Here is a 21,921-nt window from a genome sequence, read left to right on the forward strand (position 1 = left end):
TCACCAGCTTTACTGAAACGACGCATTCACAAGCCAACTCACCGTTTGGGGAAAGGCAATCACGATCAACAACACCACAACTTGTAATGCCATAAAAGGAAGGGCACTTCGGTGAATGTCGATCGTGCTAACTTCCTTGGGCGCAACCGTTTGCAGGTAGAACAGGGAAAACCCAACTGGGGGTGAGATAAAGGCGGTTTGCAGATTAATTGCCATAATCACCCCAAACCAAACCATATCGATTCCCAAAGCTTGTGCTGCGGGCACTAGTAGCGGCATCGCGATAAAGCAAATCTCGATAAACTCTAGAAAAACACCCAGCAAAAAAATCACAATATTACTGACAATCAAAAAGCTAAGATAACCACCCGGTAAGCTGACCAGCAATTCGGTAATCAGTCGCTTGCCACCCAAGTCATCAAAGACAAGGCTAAACAAGGAAGAACAAAAAAGAATAATCAACACGAGAGCCGTAATCGATGCCGTGGAATGGGCTGCATCACGGATAAGTTTTTGATTCCAGCGTCGGTTGAGGGCTGCTAACACGCAGGCTCCAACAGCTCCAACGGCTCCTGCCTCAGTCGGAGTTGCAATGCCAAAAAAGATGCTGCCCAGCACTGCAAAAATTAACAAGATGGGTGGTAGAACCGCCTTTAAAAGTTTTTGAAATAAAGCCATACCGCCAATCATTCGCACTTCTGGAGGGAGTGCCGGAGCCGTCTGAGGTCGCATTAGCGCCACTACCAAAACATATAGAGCATAAGACCCCGCTAGCATGAGTCCAGGAATTAATGCGCCTAAAAACAAATCTCCTACTGACACGCCAATCTGATCACTCAGAACGACCAATACCAGGCTGGGAGGAATCAACTGAGCAAGAGTTCCAGATGCGACAATCACACCAGAGGCAAGCTGCTTGTCATAGCCATAACGCAGCATGATCGGCAGTGAAATCATTCCCATCACAATCACGGTTGCAGCAACTACACCTGTTGTCGCGGCGAGCATGGTTCCTACAATTACAACTGCTAGGGCTAATCCGCCACGCAATCGCCCCATCAAAATGCCGATTGTTTCTAGCAATTCCTCAGCAATGCCAGATTTCTCTAAAATGGCTCCTAAAAATACAAAGAAGGGAATAGCAAGCAGGGTGAAGTTTGACATCGTGCCAAACCAGATATTCGGCAGCAGCAGCAAGCGGTTGAGGTTAAAAGCACCCACTGCCAAACCGATCGCCCCAAAAATTAAAGACGTTCCCGCAAAAGAAAACGCTACGGGATACCCGCTGATTAGAATGATAAAAAAGACGACAAACATGGCGATCGCCAGCCACTCAAACCCCATACTGGTCTTGCTCCCGATGATTAATTAGTTATCTTTTAAGCTGTAAAAGTGTGCATTCTAAGGGCAGTTTTAGCCAACTTTATTCGTAGGGAAGTTGTTCTGCATCTTGCTGCACATGGACTGGCCGTCCTGATAGAAGGGCAGCATACTTAATGGCTTGGGCGATCGCCTGTAACAACAGCAGGGCTAATCCTACCAGTAGCATGGTTTTGATTGGGGCACGGGGCAACCCATTGGCATCAGAAGAAACCTCCCAACTTCCCCACGTTCCATCTGGAAGCTGTCCCCAAGATGCCAACACGGGATTGAGCGCAACATAAAGACCCAGAATGCAAAACGGAATTAGAAATAACACCGTTCCAATCAAATTAATCCAGGTTTTTCGTCGTTCGCTCCAGTGGGCATACCAAAAATCGACCCGGACATTCTGGTCGTGCTTCAAGATGTAAGCAAAGCCCAGCAAAAAGATGATTGAGAACAAATACCATTGCAGCTCAATGAGAACATTGGAGGAAAGCTGCAATCCAATAAATCGTCCGATATATCGGACAGCCACGTTATAAAAACCAACGGCAACAGTTAGGATTACGAGCCAATCTGCCCCTTGTCCCAAGACCTCGATCAGGCGATCGATCGCCCGTGCAAACTTAAGTAAAATTCGCATTTAAATTTGTTCGTCTAGAGTTTCACAAATCCTACATCTTTATGAGTCCAATGTTGCAACAGAAAAGGGCTACAGCGGGAGAGACAACCCACTGTAGCCCTAATTCTCAGAATGGGCATCGAACTCATTTCGACGGATTGAGGTGAAGGCGATCGCCGTAGTGTTTCTCAAATGCGATAGGTGCGCCACTCATCTGCTCAAGGTCATGACGAACTGCCTCCGCGTTGCCCCACACGATTGCATTCTCCCCACGCTGATTAATCTCGGTCTCAACCTGCTGACAGTACTGGTCTTGATCACGGGCAACAAAGAAACCATAGGTTCGACAGGCGATCGGGCGAGCATGATAAATTCGGCAAGCTCCCTCCTCATTCAGATAGGGACACACAACGGATAAGCCGAGGGTGTTTTCTGCAATCTGTTGCAGAAGGGCAATGATCTTCTGTTCGACGACAACCTGTTCTAAATTTGGGAGTTGCGCGACGGCCTCATCTACCCGTTTCCATTCCGCAGTACTGAGTTCAGGAGGATGGGCAAGGTGAAGGCAACAATGGTCGCACCCCCGTCGGCAGGGCCACCAGTCTCGCTCAGATCGAATAGCCTGAACCCTCGATTCAATGCGTTCGTCTAAATCCTGTAGCAACTGTTGTAATTCGTCCATCTCAAAGTTGATTGTTTTCCCCTACTATTCTCCCCAACCCTGCCAGCATTTTAGGGCTGCTGCCATTGTTTGTATTAGAATTCATGCTCCTGTTTAGGACAGCACGATCACAGAGAAACTAGCTTGGGAACAAACCACTGTTGTTCTACTTTGCTTTGTGCCACAACAACTCCATTTTTAATAACAGTGCGTCCCATTGGGGCAGCACCGATCGCCTCACTGACTGAACGCACATTCAGCAATACCAGATCAGCTACATTGCCGACTTCAATTTCGTGATGCTGGATGCCGATCGCCGCTGCTGCCTGACTGGTTGCCATTTCCAGACAAAGCTGGTGGCTCAATACGGTTCCCAGGTGCAGCACTTGCGCTAGTAAGGTACATAGCTTCAGCACATCGCCGTCTCCAAATGGAGTAAACAGATTGAATACATTGTTGGTTGCTAGCCCAACCGTGACTCCTAATTCTGCTAAACGATGCACGGGCGCAATGCCACGACGAACATTGTGAGTATCTTTGCGAGCCATCATATATAAGTCAGTTGCAGGTAACGCCAAAACAGACACTCCTGCCTCTTGCATTGCAGCAGCAAACGTCTCTAGTTCTGAAGGTGTTAAGGCTGCTAGCTTGGTCATGTGTCCCAGGCAAACCCGCCCCTGCCAGCCTCGTCTGACCGTTTCTTCTATCACGAACGGTAAGAGTAACGGCTCATTGTTATCTAAAAAGTCAAGATGAAAGTCAACATCACAGTCAAACTCCTGCGCCAGATCAAATACAGTTTCAATGTTTTGCTTTGGATCTGGATCGACGTAAGGGGCAGAACCAATCGCATCTCCTCCCATTGCTAACGCCTGACGGAGTTGATCCACTAATCCATCGTGGTTTGTAATTCCCTCTTGGGCAAAAACGGCAAGCTGTAGGGTAATGCCCCAGGAGTAAGCTTTCCGCAAAGGCAGCAATGCCTCCATCGCATCAAGCCCCATCGTTGGATCGACTTCAACATGAGTTCGCATGGCAGTTGTGCCAAAGGCGATCGCCTGCTCAATCACTCTTCTTGCCCGATTTTGGATATCCTCAATCGTAAATGATTGCTTCAGTTTCAAAGTTTCGCGTAGGGCTTCATCAAATGTGCCATCTAAAGCTGGATAGCGATCGAGAATCAAGGCTTTGTCGAGGTGAATGTGCCCATCCACCAGTCCTGGAATCAGCAGGTTTCCTTGAGCATCTAGAGTTTGAGTTGCGGATGCGGCTAGAGTTGGGGCAATGTGGGTGATGCGATCGCCCGCAATTCCCACATCCCACTGTCCTTGCCGTCCGGGCAGAATTGCATTGGTAATTTTTAGATCCATTGAAAAACTGTTAAATCGTGACAATACGCTCTTAAAACCATAGCCTTTAGTTTGCTTTAGGGAAAAACTTTGGGCGTTGCTAAATATACGGGTGTGATTCACGGCTCTCAATCCTCTTTGTAGGGGGATGGCAATGTGTTACCCGACGAAATTCATACATCAAATCAGCAACACTGGAAGGGCACTCCGCGTCGCGGAGTGCTCTTCCCTCTGTAGCCTAATTTTTAGGGAAACGTTGCTAAACCCTGTTTAGCTTTTGTTGATGCTACTCATTTTGTAAGAGACAAGTACCCCACGAGGGTACTGACACCTCTAAAAACATCCTCTAACTTGGTGTTTATGGCATTCAGCCATATCCAGAGCAAGTCCCACAACGTCTGCTCTGGCTCAACTCGCAGCGCTCCAGAAACTAATTGATATGGCGTTTTGGTTTGATTGATGTACCTTCTTGCATTAATCAAATCCGTAGTTTGGGATATTTTCAGTACCTAGTACTGAAAAGACTTAAGAAATTACACCCCTAATCAAACTGGGAGATCAAACATGACAAACGGGTATGCCAACGGCAGAGCAAGTACTGCTGAAATGGAATTTGAGTCACCACCCTACTCAAACCTAGAACTAGAAGATGAGTGGGAGATGCAAGAATCCACCAATTACTCCAACTCGGAGTTTGCTAATGAATGGGAAGTGCAAGAATCAACTCCCTACGCCAATCCTTACTCCAATCCGGAGTTTGAGGATGAGTGGGAAGTCCAGGAAGCTCTGCATTCGTCTAATCCTGAAATGGAGAGTGAGTGGGAAACAGAAGGTGAGTATTTCTTCAAAAAGGCTTTACGAGGAATTGGAAAAATTGCCAAAGTAGCCGCTCCCCTAGCAAAGCGTCTGGCCCCCATTGCTGCCAAAACACTCATCGGAGCTATACCCGGTGTCGGAGCTGCTGCCGGCCCCTTAGCCGGAAAACTTGTGGGTGCCTTGCTGCGAGAAGGCGAAATGGAGGCAGTCCAGATGGAAGCAGAATTCTTTGGGACAAACGAGGCAGAAGCAGAAGTTAGCAATACAGAAGCTGCCTACGAAGCCGCCTTGACTGAAGTGCTAGCTGCCGAAGCAAGCCACAGCCAAAGTGAAAGTGAAGCTGAGGCATTACTGGGAGCTGCCGTCAGTAGCACGGTTAAGAGTATGAACGGACAGCGACCCTTACGTTACATCATCCCAGTTCTAGTGCAAGCGAACGCTCGACTTGTTCGGCTCTTACATCGTCAAGGTCCGGCGGGTCGTCAGCTTTTGCGGCTGATGCCAACCATCATGCGTCGCACGATCGCCAGTTTACGGGCGGCTCGACGTGCAGGTCAGCCAATCAATGCGGCATTAGCTCAGCGATTAATGGCGGCTCAAGCTGCACGAGTATTTGGCAACCCCAAAACTTTGACCAAGGCAATGATTCGTAATGCCATTATTCGTCAGCGTACCGTTGCTCCGGGTCGATCGACTTCCCGTTCCGCATAGTTCATTCAAACAAAAGGAGACTGTTGAATTATGGTAATGCAAAACGAGGCTGTATTTGAAATACCTGCTTCCCATGAAGTTTCTCAGTATAGCAATCCCTTCTCTACTGCTGAATACGAGAATGAGTGGGAAATGCAAGAAGCCTCTCAGTACAACCCCGAATACGAGAATGAGTGGGAAATGCAAGAAGCCTCTCAGTACAACCCTGAGTACGAGAATGAGTGGGAGCAGGAAGCTTCCCAGTACAACCCTGAATACGAGAATGAGTGGGAAATGCAGGAAGCTTCCTTATACAATCCCGAATACGAAAGTGAGTGGGAGCAGGAAGCTGCTTTATACAATCCTGAATTTGAGGATGAGGGTGAGTATTTCTTCAAGAAGTTGGGCAGAGGGCTGAAATCACTAGCCAAAGTGGCAGCCCCGATCGCCAAAAGGCTTGCCCCAATGGCAGCAAGAGCATTAGTGGGAATGATACCGGGTGTAGGAGCGGTTGCAGGACCACTAGCCGGAAAACTCACCAGCGCCTTATTAAAAGAGGGTGAAATGGAGGCGGCTCAACTAGAAGCTCAACTATTTGGCACAAATGAGTTTGAAGCAGAAGTTGCTAACACTGAAATTGCTCATGAAGCCGCTCTAACTGAGGTTTTAGCAGCACAAGCGGCAGAAGCCGCAACAGAGGCAGAGGCAGAAGCCGCTGCGGCTGCGGCGTTGCCGATCACAATTACGATTATGGGTGGACAGCGGGCACTCAGACCCGTTACCCCTATTCTGGCTCAAGCCAATGGTCGATTAGTGAAGACACTACGCCAGCAGGGTAAGGTCGGCAAACAGCTCTTGCGGACGGTTCCTGCCATTCAACGGCGAACAGTTGCCACTCTAAAGGCGGCCTCCCGTGCCGGTAAGCCCATTACTGGAGCAATGGCAGTCAAAGCAATGGCAGCCTCAGCACAACAGGTATTAAACAATCCTCGGACTGTACAGCGCTCTATCACGCGGAATGCAGTCTTGCGTCAGCGTGTTGCTCCGCCAAATCCCCGCCGCGCTGCTGCCCAGGCTGCCCGCTGTCCTAGTTGCGCCAGCAAAAGGGCTGTTCGCTAACTAACAAGGTTACGAGTTCTAAGTTTTGAAATGTAGCTCGTAACAGAATGCATCAAACCGTCCCCACTTCCAGCCACTAATCGAATATGGTATCCTCACCTGCTTCATCTAAGGTGGCATCTGCACCCGCCACTCTAAAAACCACTACAGCAAAGCCTACCCCACCCCCGAAGGTTGTTTCTGGTAATAACCTCCAAGGAGCTGCCACTCCCAGTGAGCAGCGCCTGATGGATAATTGGCTAAACGTCCAAGCCATTAACCTGATGCGGCATTCCAAATCGCTGCGTCCGTTTGCTAAAGATGAGTTTGGGACTGGACCAGCAGCCCCTAGCGAGGCTCACATTGAAGCCGTAAATCGGTTCATTGAAAAGTTTCGCAGCCGACTGACCGAGAATGCACGTTGGGTGGAAGCTGCTGCTAATGCAGCACGCCGTGAGCCTGCAAGCCAGCAGTTGCGGGTGCTGCTGGAGCGTAAACAAACAGTGAGTAACCAAGTCCTTTATTTGGAAGGCATTTGGGATTTTTACTTTGATTTATTTGTGCAGCGGCTTTCGTCATTTGGGGAACGGTTGCGAACGATCGATCGCATTGCGATCGGTTGCTACGAACGAGTCTACAGTGGTCTCGGTACGGCTCAGCCCACCCCCAGCTTGTTGCCATTTAGTTATGCTGACAGCGGTTTCAGTCCAGCCACCTTCCGCCGGGGAGTGCCGCTGTCAAAACTACGTCGCAACTCAAATCTGTTTCCGCTGATTATGCTGCCTCAGCATCGTTTGGATAATGTGTGGGCACTCTCTAGCGTGCTGCATGAAGTGTCTCACAACCTCCAAGCAGATTTGGGTTTGTGGGAGGTCGTTCCTGCCCGTCTCTATCACCGCTTGACGACAGAGGGACGCTTTTCTCCTGGGATTGCTCAGGTGTGGGCGCGATGGCACAAAGAAACCATGGCAGATATGTTTGCGCTGGTGCTAGGTGGTCCTGCTGCTGTGGAGTCATTGATGGATGTGGTGGGGCGATCGCCTGCTGATACAGTCCAATTCAACCCGCTGTCGGTGCATCCAACGCCTTACCTGCGAGTGCTGATCAATTTGATTTTGCTAAAGCGGCTGGGGTTCACCAAGATGGCAACCGAGTTAGAGCGAGTGTGGCAGCGGCTTTATCCTCGGATTACGCCAAATGACATTCCCCCCAGTTTCATGAAGACCTTTTATCCGGCGGCTGAAATGGTGGTGGATACACTGGTGTTTCAGCCTTACAAACAGTTTGGCAACAAGTCAATGGTGCAGGTGGTGAACTTTGACCCGGCACAAATGGGGCTAATTGAGCTGGCAGGTCGGCGGCTGGCAAAGGGTGAAGACCCTGGTACCGTTCCAATTCGATTAATGATTAGCGCTGCTCGGTTTGCGCTCGATCAGCGTCTCGCCCCACCCCAAACGATTACTGACAACTTCTACCGCATCTTGGGACGACGTTAAGCGTTAACTTTCAAGCGGTTTCTCAAAACATTCCTTTCAATATTAATGAGGTTGCAAAGATGGCATTTCCTTTCAAGGACACAGCAGGTTCCGAAATAAGCCTCACTCCTGAGAATTTACAAAAACTGCGTCAGAGTTTTATCGATAAGTTATTTGGACCGTCTGCCACTATTGCAGGTACGCTTCCCAGGGAAGCTTTGATTGCCGACCAACTCGCGCAAATCACGCGCGTTCTGGGGCGTTCTGCCACCAATGAAACTACTGTTTATGACAATGGCTCAGTTCGATCAGGGGCATCCAGCGCTGCAAGTTCACTCACTTTGCAAGTGGAACGAGCACTAACGCAAGTACTGGGGCGATCGCCCGGTCGTGGTCCCGATGGGTTTATCAGTGCGCTGAACAGTGCCTTTCCCACGGCAAAAGATGGGCAAGTGATGATGCAGCCTGCCCGCAGCTTAGTATCTCTGCACTCACCCATTACTGAGGGATCAACCGGACAGCTTTCGGTTGAGCAGGCAAATCTGTATCGTCAAGCTTCAATTATTGGTAGTGATACCTTGAAAGTGCTAGACGGACTGACTCCGTTTGACCCCAAGGCAGACATTGATGCTGTGGAAGCCTTACGTGCTTTGGTGCGATCGCAAATTCGCAGCTTAATCGACGAATTTGGACGGCTTGATGAACCCCGCAAACAGCGAGTCGATACTTATTTCAAAACGCTGCTTGGCAGAGATGAAACTGGACGGGAAGATGGTTACTTGTATCGCTTAGGCGAAGAAGCTCACTTGGGACGGGGTGAGGCGTTTGGTCTGGAACTCAAAGTTGTCCCGGTTACGCTTGAGGATGAGACACAGGTTGCAGGCTTTGAACTGTTGATTGGATATGTTACAACGTTGCTTCAGAGTTGGAGAAATTACGAAGTTGCCAAGACAAGCACCAGCCCAATCGCCGGACGCTACAGCGATCGTTTATCGCGTACCAGCATTATGTTGCCTGTAATTGCCGACAGCAACGCCAGCTTAATGTCAGCAATGGATTCGATCGGCTTTACCCAAAGCGAGCGACGCTCAGATTCAGCCCTATTTAGTAATCTGCAAGCTCCAACGGAAGATCCAAACATTCCAGGCAAGATTACCCTGGGAAATACCCAAGCCGCGATCATCTTACCCGACATTACTGTGAATGATTTTGATGAGTGGGTCGATCGCTTCACCAGTCTAGAGGCTCCTTCGGTGCTGTCAACCTCTGGTCAGTTTGGCTTAGATTTTGTCACCGACCAGGCTGATACGCTGTTTTGGACGATTGGTGTAGTTCTGTATGCAGTTCTGCCACAAAAGGATCAGGCTGGCAGACTGCTCAGCAATAGAAACCAAGGCAAGCTGCTCGGCAAAGTACTGGCATTTGAGCGCGTACAGCAAAGCTTGAGCGAACTAATCTATCAGCTCGACACGCTAGCCAGCCTGGGCGTAGGCAGCATTTCATCAGAGCGGCCCTTTGAAAGCAGCTTGACGTAAGTTTTGTTTGCACTCGTGAATTTCGTTTGCACTATTGATAAGGAATCTGATTATGAAAGCACGCGACTACGATCGCCGCAATGACCAGATCGCGGCACTGTTGCAAAACACAATCGAACAACTCGGACCAGAACTGGTTGCTAACCCGCAGTTGGCAGAAGTGCTCAACCGCATGGTCGATGACCAGCTACAAAAATATGACGCTTCTCAAAATGGGAAAGGTGCTCCAGCAGATGGGGGACTGGCTGATTTAATTGGATTCGGTAAAGATGCCACCACCGATCTTGGTGATGCACGAGTATCAAGTGGGGTAGTGGATTATGATGATACGGTCAGGAGTGAGCGTATCCTGGCGAGCGCCGACCTCTATTACCTCTACATGCACGAACGGCTCGGCGTGTTCCGCGTGATCGACAAACTGCAAGAACTCTTTCAAGCCGGTACACTGCGAATTTCTAGCGGTGAGGGTGCTTATGGGCTCTACCGCTTCGACAAGCACAACATCTTGCGCTATCACAAACGCGAACGGATGCGAGCCTATCGGCGCGTATTTGGCTACACCACGGTTGATCCTGGACCCGGTGCGCGTCCCAATCCCCAGTTTCACGGATTATTCTCACACTTCATTGGCGAAGCGGCAAAATATTGGCGTGATAAGCGCATCAGTGAGGTAATTCGCGAACGCGCTACCGATCCAACATTTGGCTCAATTGCGATCGTTCGCCGCTCTGGACTAGACCTCCGTAACAACCTGAAGAACTCATCCTACGGCTACATCAACGTCTTGCGCGTTGAAACCAGTCAAGCACTAGCTGAATGCTTTAAGATCCTGGAATCGTCTGATGTTCGCGCTCAATTTGGAGCCGACAACGCCTGGGAACTGATTGAACTCGTTTTGTGGCAGTACTTCCACGAATCAGTTCATGCTAGTACGATGAACCGGATGGCGGTTGCTGGACGTGAGATTATTCGCTGGTTAGCAGAACCGTTTGTGCTTCAGAAAAACCGCAGCGAGTTTGAAGCTCTGCTGCTGCGGATCGCCGAATACGCCGAAGAGTGGATTTCGAGCGAAGAGGGAATGCGCGTTAGCCGCCCAACTCCGCCACCGCGTCAGGTTTACATGCCCGGTGCGCCGCCCTCTGGAATGCGTCGCGAACCGATAATTGGCAGACCCAGGGGAATGATGCCTGGCCCAAAAATGATGGGCTAGGGCAGCGTGTTCAATATGCGGGTCCGAAACACCAAGCTCTGAGTGTCCAGTTTGAATCTTTAAGTCCCATGCGTAATAGCTTGGCGATCGCTGACGAGTCTCAGATATTCGTCAGCGAGATTCAGACACTTATTAATGAATCTTTAAGCCTCATTCATGAGCCTCAGCTATCTCATCCCCGAGCCTCAAAGACTCATTCTTGTTTGATCAGGTATCTGAGCCTGCAAACGCGGCTCTTTGAGCAGGCTTTACCGCCTTACTGAATCACTCAATTTCTATAAGTACCCGCGAAGAAACTGATGCCGTCTCCAGAGATTGTTGGATAAGGAGAAAACAATGACGCTGCAAAATCAATGGTTGTTCGAAGCACCTCTTCGCTCTGATACAGAATACATGGCTGCGCCCGTTAAAGCTCCACCACTAGTTGAGATTACCAAGGGAGCTAAACCCTTTACTGGTGAAGCGGCTAAATTACAAGCTGAAATAATAAAGTTAGCAAAAACTGATCAGAACTGTGCAGGTTGTGACTACGAACGGCTTGTAAGGGCACAGTTCAGGCTCAAACCAGGAGAGAAAGTAATAGGTACAGGGCACCCAGACTCTCAATACAGAGGTACCCCTGTCGAAATTACACTTGCTGAGAAAATGAACGGTCGCAAGATGGCGCAGATTACAAGGTATTTAGCAACATTTGGCAAAGTTTTAGTGGTTACACCAAATTTATCCCGTAGGCTCCAATCGACCCTTGACACAATTGGCAAGAGCGCACAGGGGCTGGTTAGAGCAGATAAGAAGAAGAAGTTTGACAAGCTTAGAATTAGGATATTGACAACTCAGGAGGTTCCCTCGAAAAATACGGCGGGGGCTTATCGATGATCATTGATTGCCACTGTCATGCTGGAAAAGGTGATTTACTCACGGGCCCCTGGGATACAGATGCACCTGTTGAACTCTACTTGAAGCGGGCACATACTGTGGGAATTAACAAAACAGTCATCTTTTCGCCCTTTCACAGTAACTATGGACAGGCGAACGCCCATACGGCTCGAATCGTCGCCAGGTATCCCGATCGCTTCATTGGTTTTGCTTTTATTCATGCTCAGCGCGATCGCGGTCGTGTCTATCAAATTATTCAGCAAGCAGTTAACCAGTGGGGATTTTGCGGCATCAAAGTTCACGGACATGAAGCCCCTGCTACTCGCGAAGTGTGTGAGGTTGCCCATCGCTTTCGGCTTCCCCTCCTCTACGATGTTGCTGGCAAAACAGATGTCATTGAACTGTTGGCTCCACAATACCCAGACGTGAATTTCATCTTGCCCCATCTTGGCAGTTTTGCTGATGACTGGCGTGCTCATCTGAGAGTCATTGATCAAATTGCTCGATTTCCCAATGTTCACGCTGATACATCAGGCGTTCGACGCTTCGATTACGTGGTACAAGCAGTGAAGCGCGGCGGTGCCCACAAAGTTCTCTTTGGTTCGGATGGTCCCTGGTTACATCCCGGTCTAGAGTTACACAAAATTCGTTTGCTCGGTTTACCTCCTAAACAGGAAGCATTGATTCTGGGTAGAAATCTATTACGACTGCTTCAAAAAGTGCAAACACCGTCAAGACCGAGAATAGGGGCAGAGAATACACTGGTGTCGTAATACCACTACTTGAATTAGCTCTGAATTGAAGCTGAATTAAATAAAAATAAGTCCCTGCCGCATTCCCAGCGTAACTGCTTCGGTGCGACTAGAAGCGTTGAGCTTAGAGAAGATCGAGCTAATGTGAAACTTGACGGTGTGTTCAGAGATGTTGAGCTGACGGGCGATCGCCTTGTTCCCCAGTCCCGTTGCCAACAGTTGCAGCACTTCCACTTCGCGAGGAGTGAGAGGGGCATCCAGATCCTCAGAATGTACGGGTTCATTCGATTCAGGCAATTCCTGAAGCAGAACGTCAGATACATCAGGATGCAAAACTACCAAACCCGCCGCGATTGCCTCAACCGTGAGAATCATTTCGTCCGTTGTGATATCCAGGGGTAGAATTGCGCGAACACCTGATTTCAGCAGTGCTGTGGCAGAGTAGGCTTCAGTTGGGGTCACCAGGAGAGCGATCGCTACTTCCTCTTGACTGGTCAGCATCTCCAGGTTGGTATCTGTCAGCAGGGCAAACTCCAGTACCACCACATCGGTCTGTTGAGAGCGGAAGAATTGCTCCAGCGTCGTCAGATCGACTGTACGTCCGACGACTTGAATCGTTGGCTCGCGGACTAGCATTGCCTCCAGCCCTGCTTGCATGATTAATGAGCGAGTCACGATCAAAACACGAATCACCGGAGCTTCCTCACAGGCAGGGTTAACGTTCACCGACGGTTAGAGTCAACTCGATTAGCTGTCCGCCCCGAATCATTTGTGCAGTAATGGGCTGACCGACCTGCTCTGACCGAAGCTGCGATCGCAGCGCTTGCACATTGGCGATCGCCTCACCCCTCAACGTTAATAAAATATCTCCAATGAGTACTCCAGCGCGATCGGCGGGGCTATCTGCTTCCACACTCACGATTAACACACCCACCTCTTGAGTGAGGTTGAGTGACTGTTTCAACTGTTTCGTCAACTCCACAGGCTGTAGTCCTACGCCCAAATAGCCCTGTGTAATTCGTCCGTGCTGCACCAACTGATCCACGACGCGATTCACCGTTGTGATCGGAATGGTAATGGCAAAGCGACCGCGTGAATGCGTCGTATTGATTCCCAAAACATGACCCTGAGTATCGAGCAGCGGACTGCCAGAAAATCCTGGAAACGGTCGAATATCAGGACGAATTAAGCGATCAATTCGACCGCCTGTCCAGCTTTGCCACTCTCCTCCCAGTGATGCTAGAATGCCGCAGCTAGCGCGAATATTACCATCATCCGAACGTCCAAGCGCTAACACTAAATGCCCAACTCGCAGTGTATCCAGGTCGCCCAACTCAGCAGTCGGTAGATCAGGCGCATCAACGCGCAGCACTGCAAGATCTGTTCCCGGATCTGTGCCCACAACAGTTGCAGACAACGCACCCTCTGGAGTCATCAGCGTCATATCTCTTTTGCAGCGCACCGCATCAACAGTGGTGACAACAAGTCCCGATCGCCAATGAACTCCACTAATGGCAAAGCGTCCCGATGGTAAGGTGACAATCATCGGAGCAGCTTGGGTGATCGCATTTGCCAGTTCATCCGAAAAGTCTGATAGGGTCGTCATGGCAATTCTCCAATGCTTTTCCTTAGAATGCCAAATCGTTCTGGTTATCAGCATCAGGCAAATCGGTAGCCATGCCCCTAGAAAAATGGCTAGGGAGCCAGTCCGTCCAACCTTTGAGCATTCGTTAGGATAGGGAAGCTGTTGGATTTCCGTGTTTAGTTAGAAGCATGATCGCAATTTTGGGTTGGAGTTCGTTAATTTGGAAACCTCAGGATCTCCCCTATGAAGGAACTTGGCAGCAGGGTGGCCCTGTGCTTCCGCTAGAGTTTACACGGGTCAAAACTGCCCGTCCACTCACATTGGTACTTGATCCGGTGAATGGCGCTGATTGTCCTACACAGTTTGTTTGGAGTTCGCGGACAAATCTTGCTGATGTGATTCAAGACATCCAAGATCGAGAAAATGCAAGTCCAGAAGAAACTGGCTACATCGACCTACAGCAAAATCTGAGTTCTATCGAAGACTATCCCGAACAAGTTAATGTCGATCGCATTGTGCGGCAATGGTGTCACAAACAGCAAATTCCCGCCGCAGTTTGGACAGCAATTCCTCCTAACTTTACCGAAGAATTAGGAGTTGAATTTTCTGTTGAGACGGCAATGCAGTACCTTGAGCAAGTTCCTAAATCTGACCAGGATAGCGTCGTGGAATACATTCAAAACACACCACGAGAAATTACCACTCCATTTCGGCAACATGTAGAAACTGTATGGGGGATACGGTAGAAATTTATCCTTACAGCCATTTCCAGTTGGATAAACCACAAATCTCTGTAGGGGCAGTTCGCGAACTGCCCCTACGCTATGGCTTACCCATCCGAAAATGGCTGTAAGAAACCCTCCAAATTATTACAGCAACACAGGTAACAAGTCGGTTTGAATCATGAGTGCTGCATGGACGGCTGCCAAGATGTGATGAGTTGATGAATAGATTTTTGGGCAGTGGCGATCGCCAATTGTCGTTCTTCCGCTCCCATCGCCAAATTTTCTGCATGGATAAAGGCAATCTCAGTGATGCCAAGCAATTCAAACACTGCCCGCAAGTAGGGCTCCTGAAAATCTAGTGGCTCGCCTGCATAACTGCCACCTCGCGTGGTGATGACTACTACTTTCTTGCCTTTCACGAGTCCCTCATAGCCATCAGAACTAACCACAAAGGTTCGCCTTACCCGAACAATTTGATCCAGATAGGCTTTGAAATTGGCAGGAACGCTGTAGTTATACATAGGAACACCAAAAACCAGAAAGTCCGCTGCCAACACTTCATCAATTAACTCATTCGAGATCGCCAAAGCAGATTCTAAGGCTAGAGTCATCCCAGCGGGAGGGGTAAATGCTGCTGCAATCCAAGCTTCATCAATGGGTGGAATGGGGTGTCTTCCTACATCCCGATAGGTGATGTGTCCTTCTGGATAAGTGTGTTGCCATGCATGAACAAACTGTTTAGTTAATGCACGAGAGATAGACCGTTCTCCTCTCGGACTTGAATCTACTTGTAGAATATGTGCCATGTTTAGACATCCTTTGTGTAAGTTTGATACTTGAATTAGTAGTGAAAGATGTGTTTGACCTGATCAATCGACCAGGCACCTAATAAAATTCCGAGTGCCCCGACAAATCCCATCAGCGGAGGTGCAGGTAACGGCAGTTTTAACCACCCGAATAAAACACCCACAATCCAACCTGCAACTAACGAGAGAATAAATTCCTTCATGATTTGAACCTCTGATTGATTAGATGAAAAACCTATGTATCTTAACGAGTTGAAGAATTCGTTTTTATCAGAGCGTCTAGCAGAAATAGAACGCAGCCAGTCGTGAAAAGACAACACGCCATTAAAATGAGAAATGATCTTGGCGAAAAACTTATCCAAGTATTGTTAATCGCATCCCATGTGAATAGAAGTGAGCCAAGCAAAAACAGGAAATTACCCAATACGCTGTAAGAAGGCATGAGAAACCATTACTCCAAATCGTATGTTTCTACAGAAGCTCATGAGGTTGGCGTTTCTTCTGCTTGAGTGCTTGATAAACAGCAATGAGTAAGGCATTGCTGACCAACAAAAGAGCTCCAAATCCGATAAGGGTATTGACAATACCAAAGCGATCGGAGAGCAAGCCAATTAAAATCACAGGAATGCCATATCCCAGATAGGCACAGACAAGATAGCCGGAAATGGCTCGTGCTGGTTGAGCGCTATCTAGTCGCACGACTTCAGCCAATCCACCCAGGTAAGTAAATCCGTAACAAGCTGTACCTGCGATCGCCACCCCAATCAACACCAAACTCAAAATTTCAAATGCTGTACCCAACGTAAACAAGGCATATCCAATTACCAGTAGCAATGAACCGAGCTGGAGCGATCGCCGTGCTTCCATGTGTCGGGCAGCAGGTTGAAAAAAAACTCCTGCAATCACAATGATGAATAACATTGGACCCGACCAGTTGGGTAGCCCATAATGCGTGAGTTGAGCGGGTAAGATGATGCCTACAATGCCTGCTAATGACCAAGCAAGGGCGATTGCTAGTCCTGCCCAGATTGTCGCTGAAGGAAATACAGGCAGTCGAATCAGGGGAGTTGATGTAGTTGCCTGTTCAGGAATGCCAAAAGTTAAGCCGATGCAACCAAGAATCAAACCAAAGACAACCCAATAGCTAAATGGAACCAATGAATCCTGAATGGAGAGAACTGCATTGGTAAACAGGGCACCGCTAGAAAATCCTAGAGCAGTGGTTAAGCTGACGTAAGCAGCAACTTTAGCGGAGTGCTGAGGCATCAGAGTAGATAAATAAGCGGTTCCGGTTCCCGTAATTAACCCCACCCCGACTCCTTGCAACACCCGTGTTATTAACAGGGTGTAAATTGTAGGTTGGGCAATCATCAAAAACGTGGCAACACAGACCAATAACAAGCTGGTGAGAATCACCGTTTTGCGTCCAATTCGGTCAGACGCTCCACCTAGCAAAATTAATGTGGGTAGCAGCCCCGCCACATAGGTCGAGAAGGCGATCGCCGAGATGCTACTACCAAATCCCGCTAGTCTTGCATAAGTACCATACAAAGGAATTTGTAGATTGGTGGCATGGGTGATCAGAAAAATGGCGATCGCGACAATTAAAGCAGGTCGTTTCATCGCTAGTTCCTACATACAGGAAATTTTTTACGTTGAATTTTAGAAGCCTTGGTTTCTAAAGAAAAACCTTTATAAAAAGAGTAGGCGATCGCCATTGACTTTGTAAAGAGATTTTTTTACTTTGTAGGTGTGGTAAAGATCTAACTATGGTCAAGAAAACGCAAACTCAAGAAACGGCTGTTCGGACGCGGCGGGCGATCGTTCAACTCTTAAAGCAGGAGGGCAGCTTGGATGCAGAAACCCTTGCTGCTCGTCTGGGAATTACAGCGATGGCAGTGCGGCAGCACCTTTACGCCTTGCAGGGTGAACAACTGGTGACCTACCAGGAACAACCGCGACGCATGGGACGACCTGCAAAACTGTGGCAGTTGACCCCGGCCGCCGATCGCCTCTTTCCTGATGGTTATGCAGAACTCACTTTAAGTTTGCTGAATTCTGTCAAAGAAGCGTTTGGTGAAGCAGGGCTAGACCGCTTGTTAGAAGTTCGCACTCGGCAACAGCTTGAAACTTACACTCAGCAAATGGAAGGTAAGCTAGCACCCGACACAACTGCGGAGCAAACGCTCAAGCAACGTCTACACAAATTAGCTGAAATTCGCACTCATGAAGGCTACATGGCAGAGGTGCAGGCTCAACCAGATGGCTCATTTTTGTTTGTGGAGAATCACTGCCCGATTTGCGCTGCTGCTACTGCCTGCACTGGACTCTGCGCCAAGGAGTTAGAAATCTTTCAATCTATCTTGGGAAATGAAATTAACATTGAGCGTGTAGAACATATCATTGCCGGAGAACGGCGTTGCGCTTATCAAGTCAGCTTAAGCATGTTGCAAATATAGGTAGGGACGCACCGCAGTGCGCCCTTACAGAAATTGGTGTGTTGCGAAATCTATTGAAATCGGTATTAAACAACTCCTGGGTCAAGGAGTAAAATCTCTTTGCTTGGATAGACTGAAGTAATCGTGGGGTAGGAGCGATCGCAATGAGCAGTTCTGATTCGTCCAGCGGTGTAGAGGGTCAGATTGGCAAGGTGCTCCTGATTGGAGTCACTGGAGGTACAGGGCACCATGCGATTCAAGGGCTGCTGGAGCAGGGCATTACAGACCCACGAATTCTTACCCGTAAGCTTGATTTAAGCCGACCCTCTTTGGCTCAACTCAGCCAAGCCGGATTAGAGCTAGTGGAAGCTGATCTGGATGATGCCACTTCTCTAGCTAAAGCCTTTGCAGGAGTTGAGCGGGTTTACTGTCATGCGACAGCCGGAGATTCTGCTAAGCCTGACCCTCGTGAGGTTTCTAGAGCCAGAGTATTAGCCCAGGTGGCTCAAGCAAGCGGGATTCGCCATTTCGTCTACAACTCTGCTGGAGGAGCCGATCGCCATTCAGGAATTGGACATATCGAGCAAAAGTATCAGGTAGAGCAAATCCTTCAACAAGCTGGACTCCCGACTACGATGCTACGAGCCTGCTTGTTTATGGAGGAATTTTGGAAGCGGTATACGCGTCCATCTGTGCTTAAAGGCTCATTCTCCTTCGCAGTGCAACCGACTAAGCCCCTTCACCTGATCACCACTAAAGATATGGGACGGGTGGCTGCTTATGTGATGAAACATCCTGAACAATACATTGGCAAAGCGATCGAGCTAGCTGGAGATGTGTTGACACCCCGACAAATGGCAGACGCATTTGCCAAAGCTCAGGGAAAACCAGTCGTCTATAAGGAAGTGCCGCCGTGGATCTTTCTACTCCTGTTTCGCAAGTCACTGTTTGACCTGATCCAGTGGTATCGCAATCATGGCTATCAGGCAGATGTGCCCCACCTGCGGGATCAGGAGTTTCCCGGCTTACTAACAACTTTTCAGGAGTTTCTGGAAGAAAGCCATTGGGCAGACGAAACGTTGACGATACCTAATTGAGAGCAAACTGTTATGAACCAGACCCACCGCATTACACCCGATCGCTTTGACGCGGCTCTATTTGATTTAGATGGGGTGTTGACGGCAACGGCTAAGCTTCATGCGGCCTGCTGGAAGCGCTTATTTGATCAGTTTCTCAAGCAGCACAGCGAAACAACGGGTCAACCTTTTGCGCCATTTGATCTGGCGAATGACTACCAGCTTTATGTTGATGGCAAGATGCGGTATGTCGGCGTGGAGAGTTTCTTGGAATCGCGAGGTATCCAGCTACCTCATGGCGATCCGTCCGAGTCACCCAACTATGACACTGTGTGTGGGCTGGGCAACTTTAAGGACAATTATTTTGATGAGGTGCTGCATTCTCAAGGGATTGAGGTGTACGACGGCTCAGTGACCCTGGTTCGCCATTTGCGCCAGCAGGGATTGAAGACAGCGGTTGTATCCTCTAGCCATCACTGCAAAGAAGTGCTCAAAGTAGCTGATATTGAAGACTGCTTTAGTGCGATCGTCGATGGCAATCTTGCTGACGAACTGCACCTGGCTGGCAAGCCTGCTCCAGATGCTTTCTTGCTAGGAGCCCAACAGCTTGGAGTTGAGCCAAGCCGAACGGTGGTGTTTGAAGATGCGCTTTCAGGAGTTCAAGCCGGTCAAGCCGGTCAGTTTGGTCTGGTTGTGGGAGTCGATCGCGCTCAACAGGCTGATGCCCTGCTGCAACATGGAGCCGATATTGTAGTTCAAGATTTGAGTGAGTTGGTGCTGTGAGCCAATTCCGTCTCTAGCTGGTCATCGAGCCAAAAGCCAACGGGAGCAAGCGTCTGTCCCGATGAGCATTTGGCACTTTTGTGAATATTCTGGCTTGCCGATGGACAGATTGGAAAAGTGAAGTTTGAATATGGGAAACCAAATTTTCTGCTTGTCCTATTAGCAGGTAACCGGTTGGCTGCAAACTGAAATGGAACCGAACCAATGCTCGGATTTGAGTTTCTGACGTGAGGTACATCAGCATATTTCGACAAAGCAGTAGATCGATGCGGGGCAGGGGTGGAGCTTGAATCAAGTTGCGAGTCCGAAAGATAACGGAGTGATAAAGCTGCCGCCGCCAACAGTAGCCCTCCGCTGTAGGCTCAAAATATTTCTCCAAAAGGTCAGGGGGAACTGGCTCAACGGCATAAGAGGAGTAGCAACCTCTTTGGGCTTGCAGGATGGCCTCTGAATCCACATCTGATCCGTAGATTCGTACTCGTTGCTGAAATTGCTCTATTCCCAAGGCTTCTGCTAATAGGATTGCCAATGAGTAGGTTTCTTCTCCCGAAGCACACCCTGCACTCCAGATCCGAATCGGTTCGTCGGGTGCTTTGCTTGCAATGATTTTGGGGATCACTTCATTCTCTAGATGATCCCAGACGGGGCGATCGCGAAAGAAGGAAGTGAAGTTAATATAAACAGTATTTAAGAGATGGGTAACTTCATCCGGTTGCTGCTTTAAATAGTCAAGATAGTCCTGATGATGCTCAACTCTCACGTCCCGCATCCGCAGCCGAACTCGACGCAAGAGGCTAGGGCGCTTGTAACCCGTGAGATCAATCTGCTGAACTTGCTTAAGATACGTCAGTAAGTCTTCCAGGTCAGCCGAATCAGTGAAATCAGTTGTTTCTGTTGGTGAAACGGTTATGTTAGGAGGCAAACAATGGTACATGAATAGCAGCTAACCTGAATCTATGGGTTGAACTGAACAAGCTAACGACTGTCTAAATCTTAGATGCTCTCCTATCTGAGGCTCTGTCCAGTTTCGTACAGGAGAAAATCTTGATATCCTTCTGTTGGTTGAAATGGGCGACTGGACGGTGGACAATCTCTCACCTATGTACGAAGTGCGATCGCCTCCTGTGGAGCTATGCTATGGGTACGAGCTACGAGATTGCTATGGCTGCTAGAAATCGTCTGCTTGATTCTCTACCCCAACCCTTATTTGAAAAACTGACTCCTGCTCTCAAAAAAGTCTCGCTACAACTGGGCGATCGCCTGCATGATCCGGGTGAGATCATCTACGATCTCTACTTCCCTCTAGATTGCGTGCTGTCGATCACGTTGATGATGAGTAATGGCACAACGGCTGAAACGGGACTGGTCGGAAATCGGGAGGTGCTAGGGGTCAACGCCTTTATGGGAGGTCGAGAAACGACGCAAACCACCTATATTGTGCAACACGCAGGGGATGCCTTAAAAATTGATGCGCGGGTCTTGCTCAAAGAGTTTGATAGTAATAAAGACCTGCGCGATGTGATGCTACGCTACACCCAAGCCTTTATTGCCCAAATCTCACAAACTACTGCCTGCAACAGTCTTCACAAGTTAGACCAGCGATTGGCTCGCTGGTTGCTAGAAGTGCATGACCGCGTAGAGGCAGATGAGATAGCTTTAACCCAGGAATTTATTGCCGATATGCTGGGGGTGCGTCGTGCTGGAGTCACCCAAACTGCCCAAGCGCTTCAGGATCGTCGTCTAATTCGCTACCAGCGTGGGCACATTCATGTCCTAGATCGACCCGGATTAGAAGCCTCTGCGTGTGAGTGTTTCCACACCGTTAAGGAGGAATACGATCGCTTGCTGGGTAACCATCACAAAGTACTACCGTAACGCCACAGTTTTGGGCAAAGCAAGCAGGAAATGAGCCAGGAAACCCATGTGCTGAGAAGCGCGATCGCACTTATGCGCTTGAAGCGGGATTTTGCAAACACTTATCCAAACTGTTAGACGTTGGTAGGTTGATTGCAACAATAGCCTGTATCACTAAGCACACCCCTAACTATAACCCTTGCCT

Annotated in this window: 22 protein-coding genes; 12 read left to right on the plus strand and 10 right to left on the minus strand. The window is 48.9% G+C overall.

Going from position 1 to position 21,921, the window contains the following annotated elements; all coding sequences use genetic code 11:
* Positions 1-9 precede the first annotated feature (9 nt).
* The 4 genes from H6F93_RS21620 to H6F93_RS21635 all read right to left on the minus strand — a co-directional run bounded on the left by H6F93_RS21620 (position 10) and on the right by H6F93_RS21635 (position 4,018).
* Complete coding sequence (locus H6F93_RS21620; RefSeq protein ID WP_190685177.1) at positions 10-1,344, minus strand: TRAP transporter large permease; 1,335 nt, start codon at positions 1,342-1,344, stop codon at positions 10-12.
* Positions 1,345-1,423: 79 nt separating this feature from the next.
* Positions 1,424-2,008, minus strand: coding sequence for a TRAP transporter small permease subunit (locus H6F93_RS21625; protein WP_190685180.1), 585 nt, complete (start codon positions 2,006-2,008; stop codon positions 1,424-1,426).
* A 124-nt stretch (positions 2,009-2,132) separates the two neighbouring features.
* Positions 2,133-2,669, minus strand: coding sequence for a YkgJ family cysteine cluster protein (locus tag H6F93_RS21630; protein ID WP_190685185.1), 537 nt, complete (start codon positions 2,667-2,669; stop codon positions 2,133-2,135).
* 107 nt (positions 2,670-2,776) lie between these two features.
* Positions 2,777-4,018 carry an amidohydrolase family protein gene (locus tag H6F93_RS21635; protein ID WP_190685188.1) on the minus strand — a complete coding sequence of 414 codons (1,242 nt, stop codon included), beginning with the start codon at positions 4,016-4,018 and terminating at the stop codon, positions 2,777-2,779.
* Positions 4,019-4,561: 543 nt separating this feature from the next.
* Between H6F93_RS21635 and H6F93_RS21640 the strand changes: the two genes are divergently transcribed.
* The 7 genes from H6F93_RS21640 to H6F93_RS21670 all read left to right on the plus strand — a co-directional run bounded on the left by H6F93_RS21640 (position 4,562) and on the right by H6F93_RS21670 (position 12,470).
* The gene (locus H6F93_RS21640) at positions 4,562-5,524 is read left to right on the plus strand and encodes a hypothetical protein (RefSeq protein WP_190685190.1); all 963 of its coding nucleotides are present in this window, start codon (positions 4,562-4,564) and stop codon (positions 5,522-5,524) included.
* 30 nt (positions 5,525-5,554) lie between these two features.
* On the plus strand, positions 5,555-6,622 hold the full coding sequence (locus H6F93_RS21645; RefSeq protein WP_190685193.1) for a hypothetical protein: 1,068 nt from the start codon (positions 5,555-5,557) through the stop codon (positions 6,620-6,622).
* 86 nt (positions 6,623-6,708) lie between these two features.
* Positions 6,709-8,097, plus strand: a complete 1,389-nt coding sequence (locus tag H6F93_RS21650) for a hypothetical protein (protein WP_190685195.1) — start codon at positions 6,709-6,711, stop codon at positions 8,095-8,097.
* A gap of 59 nt (positions 8,098-8,156) precedes the next feature.
* The gene (locus H6F93_RS21655; RefSeq protein WP_190685196.1) at positions 8,157-9,611 is read left to right on the plus strand and encodes a hypothetical protein; all 1,455 of its coding nucleotides are present in this window, start codon (positions 8,157-8,159) and stop codon (positions 9,609-9,611) included.
* Positions 9,612-9,663: 52 nt separating this feature from the next.
* The gene (locus H6F93_RS21660; RefSeq protein ID WP_190643775.1) at positions 9,664-10,821 is read left to right on the plus strand and encodes a hypothetical protein; all 1,158 of its coding nucleotides are present in this window, start codon (positions 9,664-9,666) and stop codon (positions 10,819-10,821) included.
* Positions 10,822-11,157: 336 nt separating this feature from the next.
* The gene (locus H6F93_RS21665) at positions 11,158-11,697 is read left to right on the plus strand and encodes a hypothetical protein (RefSeq protein ID WP_190685197.1); all 540 of its coding nucleotides are present in this window, start codon (positions 11,158-11,160) and stop codon (positions 11,695-11,697) included.
* Positions 11,694-12,470: an amidohydrolase family protein gene (locus H6F93_RS21670; RefSeq protein ID WP_190685198.1), complete on the plus strand. Its 777-nt coding sequence runs from the start codon at positions 11,694-11,696 to the stop codon at positions 12,468-12,470. Before H6F93_RS21665 ends, H6F93_RS21670 begins: the two co-directional genes overlap by 4 nt.
* A 36-nt stretch (positions 12,471-12,506) precedes the next feature.
* Here H6F93_RS21670 and H6F93_RS35385 read toward each other — a convergent pair whose 3' ends face one another.
* Complete coding sequence (locus tag H6F93_RS35385) at positions 12,507-13,175, minus strand: LuxR C-terminal-related transcriptional regulator (protein WP_199313880.1); 669 nt, start codon at positions 13,173-13,175, stop codon at positions 12,507-12,509.
* Positions 13,165-14,055: a S1C family serine protease gene (locus tag H6F93_RS21680; RefSeq protein WP_190685199.1), complete on the minus strand. Its 891-nt coding sequence runs from the start codon at positions 14,053-14,055 to the stop codon at positions 13,165-13,167. Before H6F93_RS21680 ends, H6F93_RS35385 begins: the two co-directional genes overlap by 11 nt.
* Positions 14,056-14,222: 167 nt before the next feature.
* On the opposite strand from H6F93_RS21680, the gene H6F93_RS21685 reads away from it, so the two are divergent.
* Positions 14,223-14,780, plus strand: a complete 558-nt coding sequence (locus H6F93_RS21685) for a hypothetical protein (protein WP_190643780.1) — start codon at positions 14,223-14,225, stop codon at positions 14,778-14,780.
* 155 nt (positions 14,781-14,935) lie between these two features.
* Here H6F93_RS21685 and H6F93_RS21690 read toward each other — a convergent pair whose 3' ends face one another.
* The 3 genes from H6F93_RS21690 to H6F93_RS21700 form a co-directional block, all read right to left on the minus strand.
* Complete coding sequence (locus H6F93_RS21690; protein ID WP_190685201.1) at positions 14,936-15,565, minus strand: FMN-dependent NADH-azoreductase; 630 nt, start codon at positions 15,563-15,565, stop codon at positions 14,936-14,938.
* A 35-nt stretch (positions 15,566-15,600) separates the two neighbouring features.
* A complete protein-coding gene (locus H6F93_RS21695; RefSeq protein ID WP_190643782.1) occupies positions 15,601-15,768 on the minus strand; it encodes a DUF1427 family protein in 168 nt (55 codons plus the stop codon).
* Between the two features lie 268 nt (positions 15,769-16,036).
* Positions 16,037-17,188, minus strand: a complete 1,152-nt coding sequence (locus tag H6F93_RS21700) for an MFS transporter (protein WP_190685203.1) — start codon at positions 17,186-17,188, stop codon at positions 16,037-16,039.
* 146 nt (positions 17,189-17,334) lie between these two features.
* Between H6F93_RS21700 and H6F93_RS21705 the strand changes: the two genes are divergently transcribed.
* From H6F93_RS21705 to H6F93_RS21715, 3 genes are all read left to right on the plus strand, one after another.
* The gene (locus tag H6F93_RS21705; RefSeq protein ID WP_190685205.1) at positions 17,335-18,024 is read left to right on the plus strand and encodes a helix-turn-helix transcriptional regulator; all 690 of its coding nucleotides are present in this window, start codon (positions 17,335-17,337) and stop codon (positions 18,022-18,024) included.
* Between the two features lie 143 nt (positions 18,025-18,167).
* Positions 18,168-19,100, plus strand: coding sequence for an NmrA family NAD(P)-binding protein (locus H6F93_RS21710; protein WP_190685207.1), 933 nt, complete (start codon positions 18,168-18,170; stop codon positions 19,098-19,100).
* A 12-nt stretch (positions 19,101-19,112) separates the two neighbouring features.
* Entirely contained in the window at positions 19,113-19,862 is a 750-nt protein-coding gene (locus tag H6F93_RS21715) for an HAD family hydrolase (protein WP_190685210.1), read from the plus strand.
* Positions 19,863-19,875: 13 nt separating this feature from the next.
* Here H6F93_RS21715 and H6F93_RS21720 read toward each other — a convergent pair whose 3' ends face one another.
* Positions 19,876-20,796, minus strand: coding sequence for a CheR family methyltransferase (locus H6F93_RS21720; protein WP_190685212.1), 921 nt, complete (start codon positions 20,794-20,796; stop codon positions 19,876-19,878).
* A gap of 110 nt (positions 20,797-20,906) precedes the next feature.
* On the opposite strand from H6F93_RS21720, the gene H6F93_RS21725 reads away from it, so the two are divergent.
* Positions 20,907-21,737, plus strand: a complete 831-nt coding sequence (locus tag H6F93_RS21725; protein WP_199313881.1) for a Crp/Fnr family transcriptional regulator — start codon at positions 20,907-20,909, stop codon at positions 21,735-21,737.
* The last annotated feature ends 184 nt before the right edge of the window (positions 21,738-21,921 follow it).

The sequence above is a fragment of the Leptolyngbya sp. FACHB-671 genome, from assembly GCF_014695745.1.
Classification (GTDB): domain Bacteria; phylum Cyanobacteriota; class Cyanobacteriia; order Elainellales; family Elainellaceae; genus JAAUTN01.